Source organism: Micromonospora sp. NPDC049275 (assembly GCF_043197115.1).
Lineage (GTDB): Bacteria > Actinomycetota > Actinomycetes > Mycobacteriales > Micromonosporaceae > Micromonospora.
The window spans coordinates 690,154-714,146 of the sequence record NZ_JBICSN010000002.1 but is presented as its reverse complement, the minus strand read 5'-3'; the positions used below and the strand labels follow the sequence as shown (position 1 = coordinate 714,146).

23 protein-coding genes are annotated in these 23,993 nt (G+C 73.7%); 19 read left to right on the top strand and 4 right to left on the bottom strand.

Annotation, left to right across the window (positions count from 1 at the left end; translation table 11 throughout):
- Window positions 1–66: 66 nt before the first annotated feature.
- From ACGFIE_RS08755 to ACGFIE_RS08745, 3 genes are read left to right on the top strand one after another with little or no spacing between them, the layout of a single operon-like run.
- The gene (locus ACGFIE_RS08755) at window positions 67–1,104 is read left to right on the top strand and encodes a methyltransferase (RefSeq protein ID WP_393292554.1); all 1,038 of its coding nucleotides are present in this window, start codon (window positions 67–69) and stop codon (window positions 1,102–1,104) included.
- Between the two features lie 9 nt (window positions 1,105–1,113).
- Window positions 1,114–2,136: a methyltransferase gene (locus ACGFIE_RS08750; RefSeq protein ID WP_393292552.1), complete on the top strand. Its 1,023-nt coding sequence runs from the start codon at window positions 1,114–1,116 to the stop codon at window positions 2,134–2,136.
- 3 nt (window positions 2,137–2,139) lie between these two features.
- Complete coding sequence (locus ACGFIE_RS08745; RefSeq protein WP_007460197.1) at window positions 2,140–2,334, top strand: ferredoxin; 195 nt, start codon at window positions 2,140–2,142, stop codon at window positions 2,332–2,334.
- Between the two features lie 53 nt (window positions 2,335–2,387).
- On the opposite strand, the gene ACGFIE_RS08740 is transcribed toward ACGFIE_RS08745, so the two are convergent.
- The 4 genes from ACGFIE_RS08740 to ACGFIE_RS08725 all read right to left on the bottom strand — a co-directional run bounded on the left by ACGFIE_RS08740 (window position 2,388) and on the right by ACGFIE_RS08725 (window position 7,901).
- A complete protein-coding gene (locus tag ACGFIE_RS08740; RefSeq protein ID WP_393292550.1) occupies window positions 2,388–2,864 on the bottom strand; it encodes a hypothetical protein in 477 nt (158 codons plus the stop codon).
- Window positions 2,865–3,193: 329 nt separating this feature from the next.
- Window positions 3,194–5,461 (bottom strand): xanthine dehydrogenase family protein molybdopterin-binding subunit, encoded by a 2,268-nt coding sequence (locus ACGFIE_RS08735; RefSeq protein ID WP_393292548.1) that lies wholly within the window; start codon window positions 5,459–5,461, stop codon window positions 3,194–3,196.
- A gap of 23 nt (window positions 5,462–5,484) precedes the next feature.
- A complete protein-coding gene (locus ACGFIE_RS08730; RefSeq protein WP_393292546.1) occupies window positions 5,485–6,693 on the bottom strand; it encodes a cytochrome P450 in 1,209 nt (402 codons plus the stop codon).
- Window positions 6,690–7,901, bottom strand: coding sequence for a cytochrome P450 (locus ACGFIE_RS08725; protein WP_393292543.1), 1,212 nt, complete (start codon window positions 7,899–7,901; stop codon window positions 6,690–6,692). Before ACGFIE_RS08725 ends, ACGFIE_RS08730 begins: the two co-directional genes overlap by 4 nt.
- Window positions 7,902–7,979: 78 nt before the next feature.
- Between ACGFIE_RS08725 and ACGFIE_RS08720 the strand changes: the two genes are divergently transcribed.
- From ACGFIE_RS08720 to ACGFIE_RS08645, 16 genes are read left to right on the top strand one after another with little or no spacing between them, the layout of a single operon-like run.
- The gene (locus tag ACGFIE_RS08720; protein WP_393292541.1) at window positions 7,980–9,254 is read left to right on the top strand and encodes a cytochrome P450; all 1,275 of its coding nucleotides are present in this window, start codon (window positions 7,980–7,982) and stop codon (window positions 9,252–9,254) included.
- 41 nt (window positions 9,255–9,295) lie between these two features.
- Window positions 9,296–10,435: a steroid 3-ketoacyl-CoA thiolase gene (locus ACGFIE_RS08715; RefSeq protein WP_393292539.1), complete on the top strand. Its 1,140-nt coding sequence runs from the start codon at window positions 9,296–9,298 to the stop codon at window positions 10,433–10,435.
- Window positions 10,436–10,440: 5 nt separating this feature from the next.
- Window positions 10,441–11,694, top strand: a complete 1,254-nt coding sequence (locus tag ACGFIE_RS08710; RefSeq protein WP_393292537.1) for a CaiB/BaiF CoA transferase family protein — start codon at window positions 10,441–10,443, stop codon at window positions 11,692–11,694.
- A 12-nt stretch (window positions 11,695–11,706) separates the two neighbouring features.
- Window positions 11,707–12,459 carry a 3-oxoacyl-[acyl-carrier-protein] reductase gene (gene fabG / locus ACGFIE_RS08705; RefSeq protein ID WP_393292535.1) on the top strand — a complete coding sequence of 251 codons (753 nt, stop codon included), beginning with the start codon at window positions 11,707–11,709 and terminating at the stop codon, window positions 12,457–12,459.
- Window positions 12,456–12,929, top strand: a complete 474-nt coding sequence (locus ACGFIE_RS08700) for a hypothetical protein (RefSeq protein WP_393292533.1) — start codon at window positions 12,456–12,458, stop codon at window positions 12,927–12,929. The genes fabG and ACGFIE_RS08700 overlap by 4 nt, the downstream gene beginning before the upstream one ends.
- The gene (locus ACGFIE_RS08695) at window positions 12,926–13,399 is read left to right on the top strand and encodes a 3-hydroxyacyl-ACP dehydratase FabZ family protein (RefSeq protein ID WP_393292531.1); all 474 of its coding nucleotides are present in this window, start codon (window positions 12,926–12,928) and stop codon (window positions 13,397–13,399) included. The genes ACGFIE_RS08700 and ACGFIE_RS08695 overlap by 4 nt, the downstream gene beginning before the upstream one ends.
- 18 nt (window positions 13,400–13,417) lie before the next feature.
- The gene (locus ACGFIE_RS08690) at window positions 13,418–13,672 is read left to right on the top strand and encodes an acyl carrier protein (RefSeq protein WP_393292528.1); all 255 of its coding nucleotides are present in this window, start codon (window positions 13,418–13,420) and stop codon (window positions 13,670–13,672) included.
- A 2-nt stretch (window positions 13,673–13,674) separates the two neighbouring features.
- Complete coding sequence (locus ACGFIE_RS08685; protein WP_393292526.1) at window positions 13,675–14,880, top strand: beta-ketoacyl-[acyl-carrier-protein] synthase family protein; 1,206 nt, start codon at window positions 13,675–13,677, stop codon at window positions 14,878–14,880.
- Entirely contained in the window at window positions 14,877–15,911 is a 1,035-nt protein-coding gene (locus ACGFIE_RS08680; RefSeq protein ID WP_393292524.1) for a beta-ketoacyl synthase N-terminal-like domain-containing protein, read from the top strand. Before ACGFIE_RS08685 ends, ACGFIE_RS08680 begins: the two co-directional genes overlap by 4 nt.
- Window positions 15,912–15,914: 3 nt before the next feature.
- Window positions 15,915–17,030 (top strand): beta-ketoacyl synthase N-terminal-like domain-containing protein, encoded by a 1,116-nt coding sequence (locus ACGFIE_RS08675; RefSeq protein ID WP_393292522.1) that lies wholly within the window; start codon window positions 15,915–15,917, stop codon window positions 17,028–17,030.
- Window positions 17,027–18,055 carry a beta-ketoacyl synthase N-terminal-like domain-containing protein gene (locus ACGFIE_RS08670; RefSeq protein WP_393292520.1) on the top strand — a complete coding sequence of 343 codons (1,029 nt, stop codon included), beginning with the start codon at window positions 17,027–17,029 and terminating at the stop codon, window positions 18,053–18,055. The genes ACGFIE_RS08675 and ACGFIE_RS08670 overlap by 4 nt, the downstream gene beginning before the upstream one ends.
- Window positions 18,052–18,861, top strand: a complete 810-nt coding sequence (locus ACGFIE_RS08665; RefSeq protein ID WP_393292518.1) for an alpha/beta fold hydrolase — start codon at window positions 18,052–18,054, stop codon at window positions 18,859–18,861. The genes ACGFIE_RS08670 and ACGFIE_RS08665 overlap by 4 nt, the downstream gene beginning before the upstream one ends.
- Window positions 18,858–19,766 (top strand): acyl-CoA thioesterase, encoded by a 909-nt coding sequence (locus tag ACGFIE_RS08660; protein ID WP_393292515.1) that lies wholly within the window; start codon window positions 18,858–18,860, stop codon window positions 19,764–19,766. The genes ACGFIE_RS08665 and ACGFIE_RS08660 overlap by 4 nt, the downstream gene beginning before the upstream one ends.
- Window positions 19,766–20,458 carry a 2-hydroxychromene-2-carboxylate isomerase gene (locus ACGFIE_RS08655; protein ID WP_393292513.1) on the top strand — a complete coding sequence of 231 codons (693 nt, stop codon included), beginning with the start codon at window positions 19,766–19,768 and terminating at the stop codon, window positions 20,456–20,458. The genes ACGFIE_RS08660 and ACGFIE_RS08655 overlap by 1 nt, the downstream gene beginning before the upstream one ends.
- The gene (locus ACGFIE_RS08650; RefSeq protein WP_393292511.1) at window positions 20,451–21,209 is read left to right on the top strand and encodes a class II aldolase/adducin family protein; all 759 of its coding nucleotides are present in this window, start codon (window positions 20,451–20,453) and stop codon (window positions 21,207–21,209) included. The genes ACGFIE_RS08655 and ACGFIE_RS08650 overlap by 8 nt, the downstream gene beginning before the upstream one ends.
- A gap of 3 nt (window positions 21,210–21,212) precedes the next feature.
- Window positions 21,213–23,993, top strand: a complete 2,781-nt coding sequence (locus tag ACGFIE_RS08645; RefSeq protein WP_393292510.1) for a cytochrome P450 — start codon at window positions 21,213–21,215, stop codon at window positions 23,991–23,993.

The window sequence follows — 23,993 nt, the reverse complement described above, 5'->3', positions numbered from 1 at the left end:
GCGACCCGCTCACAAGCTAGTGTGCAGATACACGAGATACAAGACACGCGATAGTGGAGGCGGTTGATGCTGGCGGCGCGGCCCCGTACCGACCTCGGTGCGCTGACCAGGCTCACCGAACTCGCCGACTACATCGTGCCGTTCACCATCCGGGTGATCGCCCAGCTCGGCGTGGCCGACCAACTCGTCGACGGGCCACGGCCGGTCACCGAGCTGGCCGAGGCCACCGGCGCGCACGCCCCGTCGCTGCTACGCGCCCTGCGCGCGCTCGCCGGCAAGGGCATCTTCACCGAGGTCGAACCCGAGGTGTTCGGCCTGACGAAACTCGCCGAGCCGCTGCGCACCGACCACCCGCTGTCGCTGCGCGACGCGTACCCCCTGATGGCCGCGGACGTGCGCGCCTGGGCCGGGCTCGCCCGGTGCCTGCGCACCGGCGAGGCCGCCTTTCCCCGGGTCCACGGCGCCGACTACTGGTCCTACCTGGGCGAGCATCCCGCCGACAGCCTCGCCGTCGACCGCTGGATGTCCAGCCTGACCCGGCTGCACCTGCGCACCGTCCTGCCGGCGTGGCCGTGGGCGCAGGCCCGGCAGCTCGTCGACGTGGGCGGAGGCGACGGCGCGTTCCTGGCCGGGCTGCTGCGCCGCTGCCCGCACCTGCACGGCACCCTGCTCGACCTGCCCCACGTGGTGGCCGCCGCGTCGGCGCTGCTCGCCGAGGCCGGGGTGGCCGACAGGTGCCGGATCGTGGCGGGCAGCTTCTTCGACCCGCTGCCGGCCGGCGCCGACCTGTACGTGCTCAAGACGATCCTGCCCGGCTGGGACGACGTCGACGCCACGGCCATCCTGCGCCGGATCGCTGCGGCCATGGCCCCGCAGAGCCGGCTGCTGCTGCTGGAAGCGATCATCCCCACCGGCGACGTCTTCGACGTCGCCAAGCTCGTCGACCTGCACACCCTGGTGCTCACCGGCGGTCGGCACCGCACCCGTGACGACCTCGTCGATCTGCTGGCCCACGCCGGCCTGCGGCTGGACCGAATCGTCGCCACGCCCACCCTCACCGTGATCGCCGCCGGTCCCGCCGGGCCGCAGCTGACATCCCCCTAGGAGGAATCGATGGCCCCGAGCCGACCCCGGATCGACATCGAGTCGGTGTTCCGACTGACCGAGCTGGCCGACTACATCGTGCCGTTCACCGTGCGCGCGGTCGCCGAGCTGGGCGTGGCCGACCAGCTCGTCGACGGGCCACGGCCGGTCACCGAGCTGGCCGAGGCCACCGGCGCGCACGCCCCGTCGCTGCTGCGCGCCCTGCGCGCGCTCGCCGGCAAGGGCATCTTCACCGAGGTCGAACCCGAGGTGTTCGGCCTGACGAAACTCGCCGAGCCGCTGCGCACCGACCACCCGCTGTCGCTGCGCGACGCGTACCCGCTGCTGGAGCCGGACATCGAGGCGTGGGCCCACTTCGACCACAGCATCCGCACCGGAGAGGCGTCGTTCGACCAGGTCCACCCCGAGGGCTACTGGCCGTACATGGCCGCCCACCCGCACGACAGCGCCCGCTTCGACGCCTCCCAGCAGGCGGCCACGCGGCTGGAGCTGCGGGCCGCGCTGCCCGCGTACCCCTGGGGGGAGCTGGCCACTGTGGTCGACGTCGGCGGCGGCAACGGCGCCTTCCTCGGCGGCATCATGGCCCGCTTCCCGCAGTTGCAGGGCACCCTGTTCGACCTGCCGCACGTGGTCGCCGAGGCCGAGCCGGTGCTGCAGAAGCTCGGCGTGGCCCAGCGGTGCACGGTGACCGGCGGCAGCTTCTTCGAGACCATCCCGGCCGGCGCGGACGCGTACCTGCTCAAGCGGATCCTCTACGGCTGGGACGACGACAACGCCGTCCGGCTGCTGAGGGCCGTGCGCGCGGCGATGCGGCCGGACAGCCGGCTGCTGGTGCTGGAGCCGGTGGTCGAGGCCGGCGACCGCTTCGACGTGGGCCGCCTCTACGACCTGCTCCTGCTGGCCATGGTCGGCGGTGGTGCCCGCTCCCGCGAACACATCGAACGGCTGCTCGACGCCGCCGACCTGCGGCTGGGCCGCAGCGTGCCCACCATGATGTTCCCCATCCTCGAGATCGTCCCGAAGGAGGCGTGAGCGATGCGACTGGTCGTGGACTTCTCCCGCTGTGAGAGCAACGCGGTCTGTGTGGGGCAGGCGCCGGAGGTGTTCGACGTCGGCGACGACGACCGACTGCACATCACCGAACAGCCGCTGGAGGGCTCGCTTGCCAACCGGGTACGCGAGGCCGCGCGCCGCTGCCCGAAGCAGGCGTTGTCCGTCGTGGACGACTGAGGAGGCACCCGCTCCCGGTCGCTTCGGGGCGGGTGCCTCGTCACCAACCGCGGCTACTCGTAGTACTCGACGTAGGCGACTATCGAACACCGGTCCTCGGACCCGTAGCCCGGACGGGCCATGCCGAGGCACACCCAGACCTCCGCCTGGTCCACGTTCTCGACGGGCCACCCGTAGTTCGGGATCTCCGCGCCGGTCGAGGTGGAGGTGTCGTCCGCGACGAACGGCCCGCTGGTCGCCCAGTAGCCGTACCAGGTGTCGTAGTACCGGAACCAGGCGCGGGCCGCGTACCCGTCGGCCTTCTGGTCCTTGACGTAGTTGTACCTGCTGGTGTCCAGAGTGGGACGGTACTTGTCGTTGATGCAGACCCGCGCACTGGCGGTGGCGCCGACGCCTCCGGTGGGGCTGTACACGGTCGCGCTGCCGGTGCTGCACCGGCTCGCGGCCTGCGCCGGGGTCGGGGCGACGAGCGTCACCGTGGCCAACGTGAGGACGCCGACGAGGATTCTGAGCAGTCTCGGATGCCGCACGGGTTTTCCTTCCGGGAGAGGTGACGGCCCGCCCACCCGGGACGGACCACGTGCCGCGATCCCGCTCGACACGAGTAACCCGCGGGATCTGCGCCGAGGCTAGGGGCGCGTTTCGGCTGGCCACCAGCGTTCCGGTGCGTCCCGGACAGCACGCCTCTGTCCGGGCTGCTCGCGGGCGTCGTTCGGTCCTGTCCCGAACGCGTCGAGGTGAGCGGTCGCGCCGGCACCTCCCAGTGCCGCGAACCGGTGCAGCACCGGCGGGCCGCGCAGTGATCAAGTGATGAGAAGTAGGTCAGGGACGCTCCTGGCAGCTACTTTCCATCACTTGATCAAGCCGGTACCGAGCTGGTCGGTGCGGTCGCCGCCTGGATCGCTGTCCAGACCCGTTCGGCGGTCACCGGCATGTCGATGTGTCGCACGCCCAGGTGGCGGACGGCGTCGACAACGGCGTTCTGCACCGCCGGCGGGAACCCGACCGCCCCCGACTCGCCCAGGCCCTTGGCGCCGAGCGCGTTGACCGGAGTGGGGGTCTGCGTCGCCACCGTCGCGAAGGAGGGCAGCTCGGCCGCGCCGATCATGGCGTACCAGTTTAGGTCACCGTGCAGGGGCGTGCCGTCGGCGGCGAAGCGGACCTCCTCCACGAGCGCCTGACCGGCGCCCTGCGCGAGGCCGCCGTGCACCTGCCCCTCGGCCAGCAGCGGGTTGAGCAGCACTCCCGCGTCGTCCACGGCCACGACCTGCCGCAGGGTCACCTGCCCGGTCTCGGTGTCGACAAGCACCACCGCCAGGTGCGCGCCGAACGGGCAGGTCGCCGCCGTCGGCTGGAAGTTCGCCTCCGCGGACAGGGCGTCGTCGGCGGCGGCGAGTTCGGTCCAGTAGACGACGTGCCCGGCGGTCGAGCGGAACCGTCCCGCCGTGTACTCCACGTCGTCGCGGGGCACACCCAGGTGTACGGCCGCCGCGTCCCGCCCCCGCTCCACCAGGGCCAGGGCCGCCTCGCGGACCGCCATGCCGCCGGTCTGCAACGACCGGGACCCGCCGGTGCCGCCGCCGGCGGCAACCGTCGCGGTGTCGGAGTGGCGTACGTCGACGCGGTCCAGCGCCACGGCGAGCACGTCGGCGGCGAGCATCGCCCACGCGGTGACGTGGCCCTGCCCGTGCGGGCAGGTACCCGAGTGGACGGTGAACCGGCCGGTGTCGTCGACGCGGATCGAGGCGTACTCGCTGCGGGTGTCGGCGCCGGTGATCTCCACGAAGGTGGACAGGCCGATGCCGAGCTGCTCGACGTCGCCGCGCTCGCGGCGGGCCGCCTGCTCGGCGCGTAACGCCTGGTAGTCGGCCTCGGCGAGCACCCGCTCCAGCGCCGCCGGGTAGTCGCCGGTGTCGTAGCGGGCCCGCGTGATCGTCGTGACCGGGAAGCTCTCCGGCGGCAGCAGGTTGCGCCGGCGCACCTCGGCCGGGTCCAGGCCGATCTCCGCCGCGTACAGGTCGACCATCCGCTCCAGCGCGGCGACGGCCTCCGGTTGCCCGGCGCCCCGGTACGACACCACGGGCGTGGTCGTGGTGGTGACGCTTGACGAGCTGAACTTCGCCCGGCTGATCGCGTACGGGCCGGTGAGCATCGTGCGGGTCCAGAACGGCAGGATCGCGCCGATGCGCGGGTACGCCCCGGCGTCCTGGACGACCTCGAGGGCGTACGACACGATCCGCCCGTCGCGGGTGCCGCCCAGCTCGGCGCTCTGGTGCTGGGCGCGGCCGTGCCCGGCGGCGGTCATGCTCTCGCTGCGGGTCTCCGCCCAGCGCACCGGCCGGCCGAGTCGACGGCTGGCCCAGGCGACGAGGACGTCCTCCCGGCTGGCGAACGCCTTGGAGCCGAACGCCCCGCCGACGTCGCCGTTGAGCACCTGGATCCGGTCCTCCGGCTCGCCGAGGGCCGCCGCGAGCTGGTTGCGCCACAGGTGCACGGCCTGGCTGCCGGCGCGGTAGCGCAGCCCGTCCGGCCCCCACTCGGCCTGCCCGGCACGGGCTTCCAGGGGGCACGGCGCGACCCGGGGGTTGCGCATCCGCTGCCGGACGACCACCTCGGCGCCCTCGTGCAGCTCGGCACGCCCGGCCGGGCGCCGGAAGCCCAGCTTCAGCACCATGTTCGTGCCGGCCTCGGGGTGCAGCACCCGCTCGTCGGCGAGCGCCTCCTCGACGTCGACCAGGGCCGGCAGTGCCTCGATGTCGGCCGCGACGAGGGCGGCGGCGTCGACAGCTTCGGCGCGGCTGGTCGCCAACACCGCGGCGACGGGTTCGCCGACGAAGCGCACCACGCCGTCGGCGAGCACCGGCGTGGTCATCTTCTGGTTGAGCACCCCCGCCTCGGGCGGCAGCGGCGGCAGGTCCACGTCCGCCGCCGTGAACACCGCGACCACGCCGGGCGCTCGGCGGGCGGCGTCGGTGTCCACGCCCCGCAACCGGCCGTGGGCCGCTGTCGAGCGGACGACGACCAGCTCCAGCGAGCCGGGCACCCGCACGTCGTCGACGTACGTGCCGCCGGAGGTGAGCAGGGCGCGGTCCTCGGTGCGCCGGACCGGTCGGCCGATCAAAGACATCTGCGACTCCAGGTTCCGCCGGGTCAGGCCGGGCTGACGGCGAGCGGGATCGACGCGTACGACCGGAAGAGGGCGCTGGGCTCGCGGACCGGGTCGGCGGCCAGCTCGATGCCTACGAGCCGACGCGCGAGCCGCTCGAAGACCACAGCTCCCTCGATGCGGGCCAGCGCGGCGCCGAGGCAGCCGCGCACGCCGCCGCCGAAGCCGACGTGCGGGTTGGGGTGGCGGCCGATGTCGACGCGACCCGGGTCTGCGAACACGTCCTCGTCGTGGTTGGCGCAGCCGAGCAGGAGGAAGACCGACCGGCCGGGACGGATCACCCGGTCGCCGAGGGGGATCGGCTCCAGCGCCAGCCGCGCCGTGTACTGGATCGGGGCGTCGAACCGGACGAACTCCTCGGCCGCGGTGGCGGACAGCGACGGGTCGGCGCGCAGCCGACGCCACTCGTCGGGCCGGTCGGCCAGGGCGATGTTGCCGGTGCAGACCATGTTCATGGTCGTCTCGTAGCCGGTGAAGCAGAGGAAGACGATGTTGTCGACGACCTCCTCGACCCCCTCGGCGGGGTCGGCCACGGCGAGCATCCGGTCGAGCAGGTCACCGCCGAGGTCGGCACGCCGGTCGGCGAGCAGGTCGCGGACGTACCCGCGCAGCCAGGCCAGCGCCTCGTCGGCCGCCGCGCGGTCGGCCTCGGGCAGGAACGGTGTGAAGGCCCGGCCCAGCGCCCCCGAGCGGGGCCAGACCTCGGCCCGGGTCCGCGCCGCCGGCAGGCCGATGAGTTCGCACACGACAGTCGCGGCGATCGGGAACGCCAGGTCGGCCACGGCGTCCATTCGCCCGGTGTCCAGCGCCGGGGCGAGCAGCTCGTCGACGAGGTCACCGACGCGGCTCGCGGTGCGTCGGGCCACGCCGGGGCTGAACGCGCGCACGATCTGCTGGTGCAGGCGGCTGTGGTCGTCCGGGTCGCGGGTGGGGATGATGCGGCGGAACACCTCGCGGGAGAGATCCTGTGCCATCCGGAACTGCGGATCGTCCTCCGGGAAGGTGTTGCTCAGCCGGCGGTCGCGCAGCAGCGCGGCCACGTCCCGGTGCCGGGTCACGCCCCAGCTCGCCGGCCCGAAGCGACACAGCGGGCCGGCGGCACGCATCCGCGCGTACGTCGGGTAGGGGTCGGCGACGACCTCGGGCGCGAGCGGGTCCATCCGCGCCGGCAGGACGCGGCCGGCGGGGCTCACGGCCGCACCGCCACGGGCACACTGGCGTACGAACGCAACGTCCCGTCGGTCTGCCGGTGGGCCGGGCCGGCCGGGGTCAGTGTGCCGAACGTGCGCAGCAGGGTCTCGAACGCCACCTGCGCCTCCACCCGGGCCAGGTAGCCGCCGAGGCAGTGGTGGATGCCGCCGCCGAAGGACAGGTGCGGGTTCTCCGCACGGGTGATGTCCAGGCGGTCCGGCGCGGCGAACTGGTCGGGGTCGCGGTTGGCGCTGCCGAGCAGCAGGATCAGCACCCGCCCGGCGCGGATGGTGCGGCCGCCGACGTCCAGGTCCTCCCGGGCGAGGCGGGCGACGCCCTGGATCGGGGCGTCGTAGCGCAGGAACTCCTCGACCGCCCGGGGGGTCAGGGTCGGGTCCGCGCGCAGCAGGGCGAGCTGGTCGGGGTGGTCGAGCAGGGCGGCCACCCCGGTGGCGATCAGGTTGGTGGTGGTCTCGAAGCCGGCGAAGAAGGCGAAGACCGCGTTGTCCACGATCTCGTCGTGGTCGAGCACGGCGCCGTCGTCGTCGGTCGCGGCGAGCATCCGCGACAGCAGGTCCTCGCCGGGTTCGGCGCGACGCCTGTCGAGGATGTCGCCGAGGTAGCCGCGCAGCCACTCGACAGCCCGGTCGGCGGCGGGGCGGTCGTCGTCGGGCACGATCGCGGCGAATGCCTTGCTCAGGTCCAGCGCGTACGGGCGGATGCGTTCGTGGTCGGCCGGCGGGATGCCCATCAGGGCGCAGACCACCATCACCGGCAGGGGAAAAGCGAGATCCGAGACCGCGTCGAAGCCTCCGGTGCGGGTCGCCGGGGCCAGCAGCTCGGTGACCATCTGCTCGATCCGGGGCCGCAGCCGGCGGACCAGGGCGGGGCTGAACGCCTTGGCCATCAGCCGGCGCAGACGGCCGTGCTCGGGCGGGTCGCGGTAGAGGATGATGCTGCCGAAGAAGTCGCCGGCCGCGCCGTCGCCTGCCGACATCCGGTGGTAGGCGGCGGGGAACTCGCTGCCCAGGCGCGGGTCGCGGACCAGCCGGGCCACGTCGGCGTAGCGGGTGACACCCCAGCTGCCCGGGCCCATCCGGCACAGCGGGCCGGCCGCGCGCAGCGCCGCGTAGGTGGGGTAGGGGTCGGCCGCCACGGCGGGGTCACGGGCGTCGAATCTCGGCGGCATGCCGGTACGGGCCGAGGTCATGCCCGCCAGTATGCTCAACCAAAGATACGAGAAACAAGTACTTCCGAGATACGCGAAACACTATTAGGCTTCCGAGCCATGACCGAGACCGTGGTGAGCGCTGACCCCCGGATCATCGCGATGGAGTTGCTGATGAAGGCCCCGGCCACCGTCAGCAGCCCCTACCCGCACTACCACGCGCTGCGCACCGCGGCGCCGAAGTACCGGATGGAACAACCCGGTCAGGGTGTGGGTTGGGTGCTCACCGCGTACGACGACTGCCGGGCCGCGCTGCGCAACCCCTCGCTGGACAAGTCGGCCCAACGCCCCCGGATGGGCGACTCCCGCGGCCGCGAGGGCGCCCGCACCCTGCTGTTCCTCGACGGGCCGGAGCACACCCGGCTGCGCGGACTGGTCAGCCGGGTGTTCACCCCGCGGCGCACCGAGACCCTGCGTCCCCGACTGGCCGCGTTCGTCGACGGCCTGCTCGACGACATCACCGCCCGCATCGGCCCCGGCGGCGGCGAGGTCGACATCGTCGGCTCGTTCGGCTTCCCGCTGCCGGTCATGGTGATCGGTGAGCTCGTCGGCGTACCGCCGGAGGACTGGCCGCTGCTGCGCCGGCTCACCCGCGCCGCGTCCGGCGGGCTGGAGATCTTCGCTCCGGAGGAGGTGCTCAAGGCCTCCGACCAGGCGCTCGGCGAGATGGAGGAGTACTTCGCCGACCTGGTCCGCAAGCGTCGCGAGGACCCCCGCGACGACCTCGCGTCCGCGCTCGGCCAGGTCGAGATCGACGGCGACCGGCTGTCGGTCGACGAGCTGATCCAGGTGATCGTGCTGCTGTTCGGCGCGGGCTTCCAGACCATGACCGACCTGATCGGCCTCGGCACGCACGCGCTGTGCCGCAACCCGGACCAGTTGCAGCGGCTGCGCGCCGAACCGGAGCTGACCCGCTCCGCGGTCGAGGAGCTGCTGCGCTTCGACTCCCCGGTGCACGTGCTGGGGCGTGCCGCGTTCGAGGACACCACCTTCGTCGACGGCACACCGCTCAGCAGCGGCGAACACGTGATCACCCTGATCGGCGCGGCCAACCGTGACCCGGCCCGCTACGCCGACCCGGACCGTCTCGACATCGCCCGTTTCGCCGGCGCGGAACCGCCGGAGACGCCGCTGTCGTTCGCCTGGGGCCCGCACCACTGCCTCGGCGCGCAACTCGCCCGCGCCGAGGGGCAGATCGCCTTCCGCCGCCTGGTCGACAGGTTCGCGGTGATCGAGCTGGCCGACCCGGACGCCGACGAGATCGACCTCGAGTGGCGGCACAGCAGCACGTTCCGGGGCCTGGAGGAGCTGCGCGTCCGGCTCGTCCCGGCCTGAGCACCCGCGAACCACCACGCGCCGACCAGGAGGGGGAGTCCATGCCGGAGGCGGTGATCGTCGAGGCGGTGCGGACGCCGATCGGTAGGCGCGACGGTGTGCTGTCCGGCCTCAAGGCCGTGCAGTTGCTGCGCCACGTCCAGGTCGAGGTGCTCCGCCGGGCCGGCGTGGAACCGGGCGAGGTGGAGCAGATCATCGGCGGTTGCGTCACGCAGGTCGGCGAGCAGAGCCTCAACGTCACCCGCAACGCCTGGCTCGACAGCGGGCTCGACTACGAGGTCGGGGCGAGCACCGTCGACGCCTCCTGTGGCTCCGCGCAGCAGGCCAACCACCTGATCGCGGCGCTCATCACCGCCGGCGCGATCGACGTGGGCATCGCCTGCGGGGTGGAGTCGATGAGCCGGGTGCCCGTCGGCACCAACCTCTACCAGGGGCCGGGGCACTACAAGACACCCGACTACCCGTACGACGATCCGCCGAAGGCGCAGTTCGGCGGCGCGGAGCGGATCGCGGCCCGGCAAGGGCTGACCCGCGCGGACGCCGACGCCTACGGGCTGCGCTCGCAGCAGCGCGCCGCGCGGGCCCGCGACGAGGGCCGCTTCGACCGGGAGATCACACCGGTGCCGCTGCCCGACGGCACGCGCGTCGACGCCGACCAGGGCATCCGCGAGACCACCGAGGAGGGGCTGGCGGCCCTGCGCCCGGTGGTCCCGGACGGCATCCACACCGCCGGCACCACCTCGCAGATCTCCGACGGCGCGGCGGCGATCCTGTGGATGTCGCGGGAGCGGGCTACCGCGCACGGCCTACGACCCCGGGCTCGGCTGGCACAGCAGGTCGTCACCGGCGCCGACCCCTACTACCTGCTCGACGGCCCCACCGTGGCCACCCGCAAGCTGCTCAAGCGCGCCGGGATGACCCTCGCCGACATCGACGTCGTCGAGGTCAACGAGGCGTTCGCCGCGGTAGTGCTGTCCTGGGCGGCGCACCACGACGCCGACCTGGACCGGGTCAACGTCAACGGCGGCGCCATCTCGCTCGGGCATCCGCTGGGCAGCAGCGGCACCCGGCTGCTGGTGACCGCCCTGCACGAGCTGGAACGCGCCGACGGCGAGGCGGCCCTGGTCACCATGTGCTGCGGCGGCTCGCTCGGCACGGCGTCGCTGCTGGTGCGGGAGTAGGCGGCATGGACACCGAGACGCGTACCGCACCCGCCCGCGACGCCGCGGACTTCTACGCCGACGCCCGGCACGACCTGACCGGGCCGTTGCACGGCGTACGGGTCCTGGACGTCACGAAGGTCTGGTCCGGCCCGATCGCCAGTTGCGTCCTGGCCGACCTCGGCGCGGACGTCCTGCGGGTGGAGATGCCCGGCAACCGGGAGGGGCTGATGCCGCCGGACATCCCCGGCACCGGCCTGTCCTGGTTCCGGCAGAGCGTGCACCGCAACAAGCGCAGCATCGGGCTCGACCTGCGCCGCCCCGGCGCGGCAGAGGTGTTCCTGCGGCTCGTCGCCACGGCCGACGTGGTGGTGGAGAACTACAAGCCCGGAACGCTTGACGCCTGGGGCGTCGGCTACGCGCAGTGCCGGGCGGTCCGGCCGGACGTGGTGCTGGTCTCCGTCTCCGGCTACGGCCAGTACGGCCCCGACGCGCAACGACCCGGGTACGACCCCACCACCCAGGCCGCCGCGGGCTGGATGGCGCTCAACGGCGACCCGGACGGCACGCCCCTGAAGGCGCCCACCTTCCTCGCCGACGACCTCGCCGGGCTGCACGCCGTGATCGGCGCGCTCGCCGCGCTGCGCCACCGCGACCGCACCGGCGAGGGACAGCACGTCGACGTGAGCATGCTCGACTCGCTGCTGTTCTCCAGCAACGGCTACCTCACCCTGGGCGCGACAGGGGTGCCGCTGCGCCGCTGGGGCGACCAGGCCGACTTCGTCGTGCCGGCCGGCTGCTTCCGGTGCGCCGACGGCCACGCCTACGTGGCCGTCGCCCTGGACCGCTCCTGGCGTCGACTCGCCGAGGTCGTCGGCCGCCCCGAACTGGCCCGCGCACCCGGGTACGCGACGAACGAGGAACGCCGCGCCAACCGCGCCACAGTCAACGCGGTAGTCGCCGACTGGTGCGCCGGGCGGACCTGCGCCGAGGTGGTCGCCACCCTCGACGCGTCCGGGATCACCGCCGAGCGGGTGCGGACCTTCGCCGAGGCCGCCACCGACCCGCAGGTCCACGCCCGGGCGATGGTGCAGGAGACGGTGCTGTCCAACGGCAGCACCGCGCCGCTGACCGGGCCGGCGGTCAAGTTCTCCCGGACACCGACAGCCGTCCGCTCCGGCGCACCCGAGCCCGGCGCGGACACCGACCGGGTCCTCGACGAGGTGGGCGTCGACGCGGCAACGCGGGAACGGCTGCGCGCGCAACGGGCCATCGGATGAGCAGGGGGTGACATGACTACGGCAGGCGACGCGCCACGCTGCGCGCTGGTGACCGGGGTGTCCCGGGGAATCGGCCGGGCCGTCGCGCTCCGGCTCGCATCCGAGGGGTACGCGGTGGCGGGCTGCTACAGCGCGCCCAGCGAGGCCGCCGAGAAGACCCGGGCGGAGGTCGAGGCGTACGGGGTCGGGTCGTGGTTCGAGCCGTGCGACGTGACCGACCCGACCGCCGTCGACGCGTTCGTCAGCGCCGCCGAGCGGCACCTCGGACCGCTCACCGCGCTGGTCAACAACGCCGGCATCACCCGGGACCGACCGCTGGTGCTGATGGCCCCGGACGAGTGGCACGACGTGATCGGCACCAACCTCACCGGCACCTGGAACACCTGCCGGACGGTCGCGTTCCGCTTCCTCAAGCGACGCCGCGGCGCCATCGTCAACCTTTCCTCGGTGGCCGGGGTCACCGGCAACACCGGGCAGACCAACTATGCCGCGAGCAAGGCCGGCATCATCGGGCTCAGCCTGTCGCTGGCCAAGGAGGTCGCCGGGTACGGCGTACGGGTCAACGTGGTCGCGCCCGGCTTCATCGAGACCGACATGACCGCCGCGCTGCCGGCGAAGCTGCGCGAACAGGCGCTGGGGCAGATCCCGCTGGGCCGCTTCGGCGCGCCCGCCGACGTCGCCGAGCTTGTCGAGTTCCTGCTCTCCGAACGCGCCGGCTACGTCACCGGCCAGGTGATCCGCGTGGACGGGGGGATCGTGCTGTGACCGCCGCACCCGCGTTCAGCGCCGCGACCCGTCCCGTCGACACGTACGAGGCCGCGGCGGCGCCCCTGCCGGCGATCGACTGGGTCGAGGTGTCCGCCGGGCCGCGTGGCGGTATCGGCCTGCGCGCCGGCGTCACCGTCGACGCCACCGACGTCTACCTGGCCGGGCACTTCCCCGAGCTGACCGTCTATCCGGGCGTGTTCACCCTGGAGACGATCGGGCAGGCCGTGACGGCGGCCGTCGGCTACTGCGCCGGCCGGCTGCCCCAGCTGCACCTGTTGCGCTCCGCCCGGTTCCTCGCCCCGCTGCTGGCCGGCGACACGCTCACCGTCGAGGCGTCGGTCGGCCCGGTCGGCGAGGACCAGTCCTTCGACGTGACCGCCAGGTGCGTACGCGACGACGGTGTCCACGCGGCGACGGTGCGTGCCGTCTACCGCTGGCCGGGCGCGGACGGCGGGAACGCCCGATGAGACTCGAGCACGGCGAGCTGCGGTCCCTGCTGCCGCACCGCTACCCGATGCTGCTGCTCGACCGGGTCGACAACGTCGAGCCGGGCGTGAGCCTGGAGGCCGTCAAGGCGGTCACCGGCTGCGAGCCCTGCTACCGGGGGATCGCCGAGGGACAGGCCCCCGACCGGTACGCGTACCCGGCGTCGCTGCTGATCGAGTCGTTCGGTCAGGGCGCCGCGGTGCTGTGGCTGCTGTCGCGCGGGCCGGGCACGACGGGGTTGCCGATGTTCACCGCGGCCCGTGACTGCGTGCTGCTGCGCCCGGTGTACCCGGGCGACGTGATCCGGCACCGGGTTCGACTGGAACAGGTCGTGCACGGCGCCGCGTTCGCCGCCGGATCCAGCTGGGTGGGGACCGACCAGGTGGCGGAGTTCGGCTCGATGATGGCGGTCGTCCGACCGGCCGACGCCATCGCGGAGCGGAAACGATGAGAGGAAGAGGGACTCGGAATGAGTGAGCGCGACCAGCACATGGCGGAGCTGCGGGACATCGTGGCGGAGGTGCTCGAGTTGGAACCCGAGGAGGTCGCCGACACCGCAGACTTCGTCGAGGAGTACGAGGCGGACTCGTTGCGGGCGATCGAGATCCTGGCCCGGATCGAGAAGAAGTACCGGGTGGAGATCCCGCAGGCCGAGTTGAACGAGATGCGCAGCCTCAAGGCCGTCCACGAGGTGGTGGCGCGACACGCCGGCTGGCAGGACTGACCGTGCACCGCGTGGTCGTCACCGGGCTCGGCCCGGTGTCCGGCATCGGTATCGGCGTGCACGAGTTCACCGACGGGCTGCGCTCCGGCCGGTCGGCAGCCGCGCCCATCACGAGCTTCGACGCGACGGGGTTCCCGCACCACTGGGCCGGTGAGGTGCCCGCGTTCCGGCCGGAGGCGCTGCTGCGGCGGCTGCGGGTCGCCGACTGGGGCCGCTCGGCGCTGTTCGCGGCGGCCGCCGCCCGGCTGGCCGCGCTGGACGCGGGTCTGTCGCTGCCGACCACCGACCCGGGGCGCGTCGGCGCGGTCATCGGCACCACGAGTGGCGAGTCCACTGTGGTGGAGCAGCTCACCGCGGAGTTGGTGGCCGACGGCTACCCGGCCATGTCGGCCGAGGCGCTGCGGCAGGCGCCTGCCGAGCGGCTGTCCTACGCGGTGAGCGCCGAGCTGGGACTGGCCGGGGAGTCGGTCACCCTCACCACCGCCTGCTCGGCCAGCAACTACGCCATCGGGTACGCGTACGACCTGTTGTGCTGGGGGGAGGCGGACGTGATGGTGGCCGGCGGCGCCGACTCGGTGTGCCGCTGGGCGCACGCCGGCTTCTACCGGCTCGGCGCGCTTACCGAGCGGGCCTGCCGGCCGTTCGACCGGGACCGCTCCGGCATCCTCACCGGTGAGGGCGGCGCGGCCCTGGTGCTGGAGACCCTCGATCACGCGCAGGAACGGGGCGCCCGGATCTACGCCGAGGTGCTCGGGTACGGCGTCAACTGCGACGCCCACCACATGGTCGCGCCCAACGAGGACAGCGTCGCGGCGTGCATGCGGCTGGCCCAGGAGAACGCCGGGGTGAAGCCGGAGGACATCGACTACATCAGCACGCACGGCACCGGCACGCCCGCCAACGACCTGTGTGAGGCGCGGGCCATCCGGGCGGTGTTCGGTGACCGGGTGCCGCCGGTCAGCTCGATCAAGTCGATGCTCGGGCACACGATGGGGGCGGCGAGCGGGTTCGGCGCGATCGCCACCACGCTGGGCATCCGGCACGGGTTCCTGCCGCCGACCATCAACTGGGCCAACCCCGACCCGGAGTTGTCGTGGATCGACCCGGTGCCGAACACGGCCCGGCCGGCCACGGTACGGGTCGCGCAGAACAACGGCTTCGCCTTCGGCGGCAACAACGCCATCACGATCTTCGGGGCGATCCGGTGACCGGCCTGGTGACCGGCTGGGGGGTGCTCAGCGCGGCCGGGGACTCGGTCACCGAGTTGCTGGCAGCCGTTCGCGCCGGCGCCGTTGTCGGCGTGGACGTCCGCGACCGCTTCGACGAGCCGCTGCCCACGGCGCAGGCCCCGGCGATCGCCGACTTCGACGTACGCCGGCTGCTGGGTCGCAAGGGCACCAGCTTCCTGGACCGGGCGACAGCCCTGGCGATGGTGGCCTGCGGGCGGGCGTTGGCCGACGGTGGGCTCACCCCGGACGACGACAACCGGCACCGCATCGGTGTGGTGCTGGGCACCACCACCGGCAGCCTGAAGTCCACCATGGACTTCTCCCGGGAGACGCTTGTGCAGGACAAGCCGTACCTGGTCAATCCGGTGTTGTTCCCGAACACGGTGATGAACTGCGCCAGCGGCCAGGCCGCGATCCGCTACGGGCTGCGCGGCGTCAACGCCACGGTGGCCGGTGGCCCGCTCGCCTTCCTGTACGCGCTGCGCTACGCGCTCAATGCCCTGCGCCGGGGATATGTCGATGCCCTGCTGGTCGGCGGAGTGGAGGAGTACACGCCGAACACGGCGTGGGCGGCCGAGCTGACCGGCGCCGGTCCGGCCGGTGAGGCGGCGGCGGTCTACCTGCTGCGCCGCCCGGCACCCGGGCTGACCGGGACGCCGCGCGCCCAGGTACTCGCGGTGGCCACCGGTTTCCAGCCCGAGCCGAGCGCCGACGGGCTCGCCGGCTGCGTCCGTCGGGCGCTGGCCACGGCGAAGGTCCGCCCGGCCGACGTGTGGGCCATCGCGAGCGGTGAACTCGACGCCGACAGCCTCTCCGAGGTGGTGCCGGCGGCCGCGCAGCGAATGTCGGTGCGTCCCGCGTTCGGCGACTGCCAGTCCGCCACCGGCGCGCTGGCGCTGGGCGTGCTGCTCGGCCACTACGCCGAGGATCCGGCCGCGCGCGGCCGGCCCGCGCTCATCGTCGGGCGCTCGCGCGACGGCGCGGTCGCCGCGGCAGTGGTGCGGGGGTAGGACATGTCCGCGACCATCACCGCCACCGCCCTGCGTACCTGCTTCGGCGACGGCCCGGCCACCGTCGCCGCGCTGCTGCGGGGCGCGTGCGGCGCCGCCGGGCTGCGGCGGTCGGACCCGGCCCGGGTGGGCGTCGACCATGGCTACCCGATCGACGACGACCTGCCGTTCGGCCCGAGCCGCTGGCTGACCGACTGCGTGGCCGAGGCCCTCGCCGCCGCCGGCCTCGACCCCCGTCGACAGCGGGTGGTCAGTCTCGTCGGCACCGGGCTGCGCGAGTCGGCCGAGGTGGAACGGGCGGCGCTCGCCGGCGCGGTCGACTTTCCCGCCGAGCGGCTGCACTTCGCCGACGCCGTCGCCGGCGCGGCGCCCGGCGTGCAGCGGGTGGTCACCCTGGCCAACGCGTGCAGCGCCGGCGGTTCCGCCCTCGCCCTGGCGCAGGACCTGGTGGAGACCGGCGAGGCGGACGCCGTGCTGGTCGGCGGCACCGACGGCAGCAGCGCCTCCATGCTGGCGATGATCGGTCGGGTGGCCGGCCACCCGACCAGCCGGGTGCGGCCCTTCGACGCCGACCGGACCGGCGTCCTGCTCGGCGACGGCGCGGCGGTCCTGGTCATCGAGCCGGAACGACCCGACGGCGGCCTGGCCCGGCTGCTGGCCACCGGGCTGTCCTGCGACGCCGGGCACGAGACGGCGCCCGACCCGGCGGGCATCCTGCGGGCGGTCCACGACGCCCACCGCCGCGCCGACCGCCGGCCCGACCAGGTCGACCTGGTGCTGGCGCACGGCACCGGCACGACGCTCAACGACGAGACCGAGGCGCGTGTCATCGCGCAGGTGTTCGCCGATTGTGAGCCCGGCCCCCTGGTCACCGCCCTGAAGGGCGCCGTCGGCCACACGTCCGGAGGGTCGGCGCTGCTCAGCGTCGCCGTCGCCGTGGAGGTCCTGCGTACCGGACGGGTACCGCCGGTGGTCGGGCTGACCCGGCCGGCCCCCGAGGCGGCCGGGCTGCGGCTGGTCCGCGACGCGGCCGTGCGGGCCGACGTGCGGGTGGCGCAGGTGGACGCGTTCGGCTTCGGCGGTCTCAACGCCGTCACCCTCCTGGAGGCGCTGCGATGACCGGCCACGTCCAGGCCGGGCACCTCGCGCCGACCCCGGATCGCACGGTGCCGCCGGCCGCGTCCCGCCGTCCGGGTCAGGTGACCCGCCCGGGTCGGTCCACGACTGACAACGCGCCCGCCGCCGCCCCGGGTGGCGCCGCCGGGGCAGACCCGGCTCGACAGGTGGCGGCCGTTCTCGCGGCGGCACTGCACCTGCCGGGTGTCGACAGGCCGGCCGGTGTCGCCGGGGTATGGGCCGTCGACGAGGAGCCCGCCTGCCCGCCCGAGCGGGCCGCCGACCTGCTCGGCCGCAAGGGTCTGCTGGCCAAGGAACCGGCGACCCGGCTCGCGCTCTGCGCCGTGCACCGCGCGCTGGGCCTCGCCCCGAAGGCGCCCCGCCCGAGCGGACCGGCGGATCCGCGTACCGCGGTGGTGGTCAGCTCCAACCTGGGCAACGTCGCGACCGTCGGCGACATCGCCCGCCGGCTGCGCGAGGGCGGCCCGCGCGAGGTCGGCCCGCTGGAGGCGCCGAACGCGTCCAGCAACGTCATCGCCGGCGCGATCGCGATCTGGTTCCGCTTCGGGGGCCCCAACCTCACCGTCTGCTCCGGGGCCACCGCCGGCCTGGACGCGATCTGGCTGGCCTGCCTGCTGCTGCGTACCGGCCGTGCCGACCGGGTGGTAGTGGTCGGCACCGAACCGGACGACCCGCAGGCCCAGGCCCTGCACGCGGCCCGCGACGGCGTCACCGCCGGTGTGCCGCTGCGCGCCGGGGCGGCCTGCCTGCTGCTCGGCCACGCCGACGCCGCGCCGCGCCCGTTGGCCCTGCTGGGGCCGGTCCGGGCGGGCGTACCCGTCGACGGCACGCCACCCGGCCTCCTGGTCGACGCGGCCGCCGTGGCGGGTGACCACTACGGCGCCGCGGGGGTCGTGCACACGGCGCTGGCCGTACGCCTGGTCGACGCCGAACCGACAGTCACGGTCCGCTGCGGTGACCCCGTCGACGGCATCCGCGAACTCGACGTCCGGGCGGCGCGGCGATGAGCGGCACGCCACCCCCGGTCGCCGTGCACCGGCTCGCCGGCCCGGACACCGGGACGCCGACAGTGCTGCTCGCGCACGGCATGTCCGACACCTGGCGCAGTTGGCGGCCCCTGGCGCAGCGGCTGCCCGCCGGCTGGCGGCTGCTCGCGGCCGAGTTGCCATGGAAGGCCGGCACCGACCACCGCTGGCGGCGTCGGGGCACCCCGGGGGCCTGGCTCGCCGCTGCCGTCCGTGCCCTGGCCACGCCGCCGGACGTCGTGGTCGGCCACTCGCTCGGCGCGAACGCGGTGCTGGAGATGCTCGCCACCGAACCGGACGTCGCGCCGCGCGGGGCGATGCTCATCGCGCCGTTCTACTGCCCGCCCGACCTGTCGATCACCTGGGCGGTGCACGAGCGGGCGCAGGCCAACTTCGTGCAGATCATCGACGAGGGGCTGCGCCACCGTCTCGGCCCCCGCCTGGCCGACCTGGACCCGGAGACCCTGACCGCGATGCGCGACATCATGGTGGACCGGATCGGCCCGGTGGGCTTCACCACGTTGTTCGACCACTTCACGGCGACCGCCGGCCTGCCGCTGCACGCGGTGACCGTGCCGACCATGGTGCTCACCGGTGGCCGCGACCCCGGCCTCGACGGTCCGCGCGTCGGCGCGCTGCGGGCCGAACTGCCCGACGCGCACGTCGTCGTGGAGCCGGACTTCCACCACTTCTGTCATCTCGACCGGGCGGCCGAGGTGGCCCGACACGTCGCGGGCTTCGTCGAGAAGGTCTGCCCCGACCCCGCGATCCGAGGAGGTACGCCGTGACCACGGCGGTTGAGAACGCATCCGTGACGCTGTCCGCCCGACCCGGGTTCGAGGGCGCGAACATCCGCACCTGGATCGGGTTCAAACACTTCGCGTACCTGGTGGAGCAGGGCGTGCTGCAGTGGTTCCGGGAGCGGGGCCACGGCCCCGGGCGGCTCTACCACGAGCACGGGGTGGGGCTGTCCGTCCGGGACTGTTCGCTGCTGCTGCCCGCCGTCCTCGACGTCGACGACACCGCGGCTGTGGTGACGACCCCCGCCGCCAACGGTCGGTTCGCGGTGCGGATGGGTGTGCGCCGCGACGCCGACGTCACTGTGTGTCGGGCCCGGGTGCGGGTGGCCCTGGTGCGGGAGGCGGACGTACCGCAGGCCGCGCCGCTGCCGGCGGAGCTGGCCGGCCTCGCGGAGGATCCGGCCGTCGGCGAGCCGGGCGCCCCCGCCGGCGGCGACCCTGCCGACACGTTGCGCGCCGCAGGCGCGGGCTTCGTGTGGCCGTGGCGGGTGCCCTACTTCTACTGCCAGTACTCGCAGCGGATGCAGCACTCCGGGTACGTCCGGCTGCTGGAGGAGGTGGTGGACCGCTACCTCGCCGACCGGGGTGTCTCGGTGGGCCGGATGCTGCGCGAGCGGGGCTGGATCCCGGTGGTCTCCCGCGCCCGGATCGAGGTGCTCGGCGACGCCCATCTCGACGAGCAGATGTGGGTCAGTTTCACCGTCACCGACGTGCTCAAGAATGTCACGTACGACGCCCGGATGGACTGCCACGTCGTCCGCGACGGTCGCCTGGTCCGGGTGGCCACTGCCAGCATCCTGCACGGGTACGCCGTGAGCCGTGGCCCCGAGGCGGGCCGGCTCGCCACCCTCGACGAGGACACCGTGGCGGCACTGACCGGCGGGCGGCGGTGATGGCCGCCAAGCAGCCCCGCCTGTACTTCTCCTTCCGCAGCCCGTACAGCTGGCTGGCCGTGGAGCGGCTGACCCGGGCGCTGGGCCGGCCGCAGGAGGCGCTGGAGTTCATCCCCTACTGGGACCCGGACGCGCGGAGCGAGGCGGCGTTGACCGCCCGCGGCGGCACCTTCCACTACGTGCAGATGAGCAAGCCGAAGCACCTGTACCTGCTCCAGGACGCCAAGCGGCAGGCCCAACGGCTGGGACTGTCGATGCGCTGGCCGATCGACATCGACCCGTGGTGGGAGGTCCCGCACCTGGGCTGGTTGGCCGCCCGGGAACAGGGCGCGGGGGAGGCGTTCTACCGGGAGGTGATCGCCGCCCGCTGGCAGCGCGGCGAGGACGTGTGCACCCCGGAGGTGATCTCCGAGGTGGCCGAGCGGGCCGGCGTGGACCCGGCGGTGGTGCTCGGCGCGGTGGACGACGAGGCGGTCCGTGCGGCCGGGGCGCACTGCCTGCTGCGGGCGTACGAGGAGGACATCTTCGGCATCCCCTACCTGCGGCTGGGCCCGCACCGGTTCTGGGGCGTGGACCGGGTCAACGACTTCCTCGCCGCGTACGCCGAGCGGACCGGGACGCCTGTCGCGCCCCCGGCGGTGCCGGCGGGCGTGGGCGGGTACGACACCGACACCGGAGGCGGCTGTGGCTGAGCGACGGAACCCGGAGCAGGAGCGTGCCCACCGCCGCCGGCAGTTGGTGCTCACGCTGCGCGCGTTCGCCCTGGCGGGGTTCGACGAGGGCGCGGGTGGGCACGTCACCGCCCGGGATCCGATCGACCCGGACACCTTCTGGATCAACCCGTTCGGGCGGCACTTCGCCCACGTGCGCGACGACGACCTGCTGCGCGTCGACCACACCGGCGACGTGGTCGACGGCTCGGGCCGGATCAACCCCGCCGGGTACGCCATCCACTCGGCCATCCACAAGGCTCGACCGGACGTGGTGGCCGCCGCGCACACCCACTCGATCCACGGTCGGGCGTTCTCGGCCCTCGGCCGGCCGCTCGCGCCGATCACGCAGGACGCGTGTGCCTTCTTCGAGGACCACGAGGTCCACGACGAGTACGGCGGTGTCGTCCTCGACGGCGCGGAGGGCGACCGCATCGCGGCGACGCTGGGCACCGGCAAGGCCGTCGTCCTGCGCAACCACGGGCTGCTCACGGTCGGCGGCTCGGTGGCCGAGGCGGCGTGGTGGTTCCTCGCGATGGACCGCTGCTGCCAGGTGCAGCTACTCGCCCAGGCGGCGGGTGACCTGGTGGTGATCCCCGCCGACGCGGCGCGGGCGGCGCGGGCGGACATCGGCAGCGCGCAGATCGCCCGGCTGAACTTCCGGCCGGTCGCGGAGCACGTCCTGGCCGTCAGCCCCGACCTCACGCACGGCATCACGCCCAGACAGGAGTGACGAGTGGCCGAGCTGCTGAAGACAATGGTCCGGGACCGGGCCGGCGACGTCGCGCTGACCGACGAGCGGACCACCCGGACGTGGGCCGAGGTGGACCTGTCGGTGGACCGGTGGATCGGTGTGCTGCGCGGGGCCGGCCTGGACGTCGGTGACCGGGTGGCGTTCGTGCTCGGCAACCGGCACGAGACCTTCGAGGCGCTGCTCGCCTGCGTGCACGCGGGACTGGTGGCGGTGCCCGTCAACTGGCACCTCACCGCGCCGGAGATCGCCCACATCCTGGCCGACTGTGGCGCCCGGGCGGTGCTCACCGAGGCGGCGTACGCGCCGAGGGTGCGCGACGCGGTGGCGCGTACCCCGGACGGCCCCGACCTGCTGGTGAGCGTCGACGGCGGGGACGGGTGCACGGCGGTGGACGACCTGCCGGTGGGCCCACCCGTCGCGGCGCTCTCCGGTGGCGTGCTGCTCTACACCTCGGGCACCAGCGGACGCCCCAAGGGCGTGGTCAACCCGCTGCTCAAGGTCGGCGCCCCGATCGACCGGGTCGCCGCCACCACCGAGTCGCTCGGCGGCGGGTTGGGCATCCCGACGCAGGGGCAGGCACTGCTGGTCGGTCCCTGGTACCACTCGGCCCAGTTGTTCTTCGCCCAGTTTCCGCTGCTGCGCGGTTGTGGGCTGGTGCTGCGACGCGGGTTCGACCCGGTCGAGGTGCTGCGGGTGATCGACGAGGAGAAGATCACGATCAGTCATCTGGTGCCGACCCAGTTCATCCGCCTGCTCCGGGTCGACGCGGCGACCCGGGCGGCGTTCTCCGGCGCGAGCCTCGCCCGGATCTGGCACGGCGGAGGCCCGTGTCCGCCGGAGACCAAGCAGGCGATGATCGACTGGTGGGGGCCGGTGTTCGTGGAGTACTACGCCGCGACCGAGGCCGGCATCGTCACCCTCGCCGACTCGCACACCTGGCTGGCCCGACCGGGCACGGTGGGCCGGCCGGCGCCGCCGACCGAGGTGGTGGTGGTCGACGACGAGGGCCGGCCGGTGCCCGCCGGGCAGGAGGGCCAGGTGGCTGTGCGCCGGCCCCCGGGCCGGGGTTTCCACTACCACAACGCCCCGGAGCAGACCGAGCAGGCGTACGTCGCCCCGGACACGTTCACCGTCGGTGACCTGGGCCGCCTGGACGCCGACGGCTATCTGTTCCTCACCGGCCGCTCGGCGGAGCTGATCGTCACCGGCGGCGTGAACGTCTATCCCGCCGAGGTGGAGGCGGTGCTGTCGACGCACCCCGGCGTGCAGGACAGTGTGGTCATCGGGGTGCCGGACGAGGAGTTCGGCGAGCAGGTCCGGGCGGTGGTGCAGCTCGACCCGGCGTGGCCGGCCGAGGGTGTCGAGCAGGTCCTCGACGCGCACTGCCGGACCAGCCTGGCCGGTTTCAAGGTGCCGCGCTCGTACGAGGTGGTCGACCGGATTCCCCGCGAGCCCACCGGCAAGCTGCCCCGTCGGGCGTTGCGGGACCGCTACCGACCGGCCACGGTGTCACCGGGTCTGCTCGCGGATCCGGCGAGCTACCTGAGCGGCGTACCGCACGACGAGTTCGCCCGCCGCCGACGGGAGGCGCCGGTGGCCTGGGTCGAGGAGGTCGAGCTGACCCGTACCGACCAGGACCGGTCGGTACGGTCCCGGGGCCGGGGTTTCTGGGCCGTCACCAGGCACGCCGCGGTGTCCGAGGTGTCCCGTGATCCGGCGACGTTCTCGTCGGCGGCCGGTGGCGCGTTCCTCGCCGACCCCCGGACACCTGAGGATCTGCACCGCAACCGGCAGCTGCTGATCAATATGGACGCTCCGGAGCACGCGTGGGTGCGGCGGCTGGTGGCGGGGGCTTTCACCCCCCGCGCGGTGGGCCGACTGGGTGAGCTGGTGACGCGGCACGCCGAGGAGGTGGTCTCGCGGGCGGTGGCCGCGCGCGACATCGACGTGGTGGCGGACCTCGCGGCCGAGTTGCCGCTGCTCGTCCTCACCGACCTGCTCGGCGTGCCACGGGAGGACCGCCGGTTGCTGTTCGACTGGAGCAACAACCTGGTCGGGTTCGACGATCCACGCTACGGCGGCGGCAGCGTGCAGCGCTACCGGGACACCTTCGCGGCGGCCTTCTCCTACGTCCGCGAGTTGGCGGCCCAGCGACGGGCCGCGCCCACCGACGACCTGCTCAGTCTCCTCGTGCACGCCGAGGCCGACGGCCGGGGCCTGACCGACGCGCAGCTGTGCCAGTTGTGGCTGCTACTGGTCATCGCCGGCAACGAGACCACCCGGCACCTGATCTCCAACGGGGTGCAGGCGTTGCTGGAGCACCCCGAGCAGCGCGACCGGCTGATCGCCGAGCCCGACCTGACCCCGAGCGCGGTCGAGGAGCTGCTGCGCTGGGTCACACCGATCATGCAGTTCCGGCGCACCGCCACCCGCGACACAGTCCTCGACGGCACCGGCATCGCCGCCGGGGACAAGGTCGTCATCTACTACGCCTCGGCCAACCGGGACCCGGCCGCGTTCACCGACCCCGACCGGCTGGACCTCGCCCGCGACCCGAACCCGCACCTGGCGTTCGGCATCGGCCCGCACTTCTGCCTGGGCGCGCACCTGGCCCGGCTGGAGATGGCGGCCTTCCTCACCGCGATCCGTCCGCACCTGGGTCGGCTCCGACTGACCGGGCCGGTACGCCGGATGCGGACAAACTTCATGAACGCCGTCACCGCGATGCCCGCGCGCTTCGACGTCGCGCCGGAAGGGGAGTGA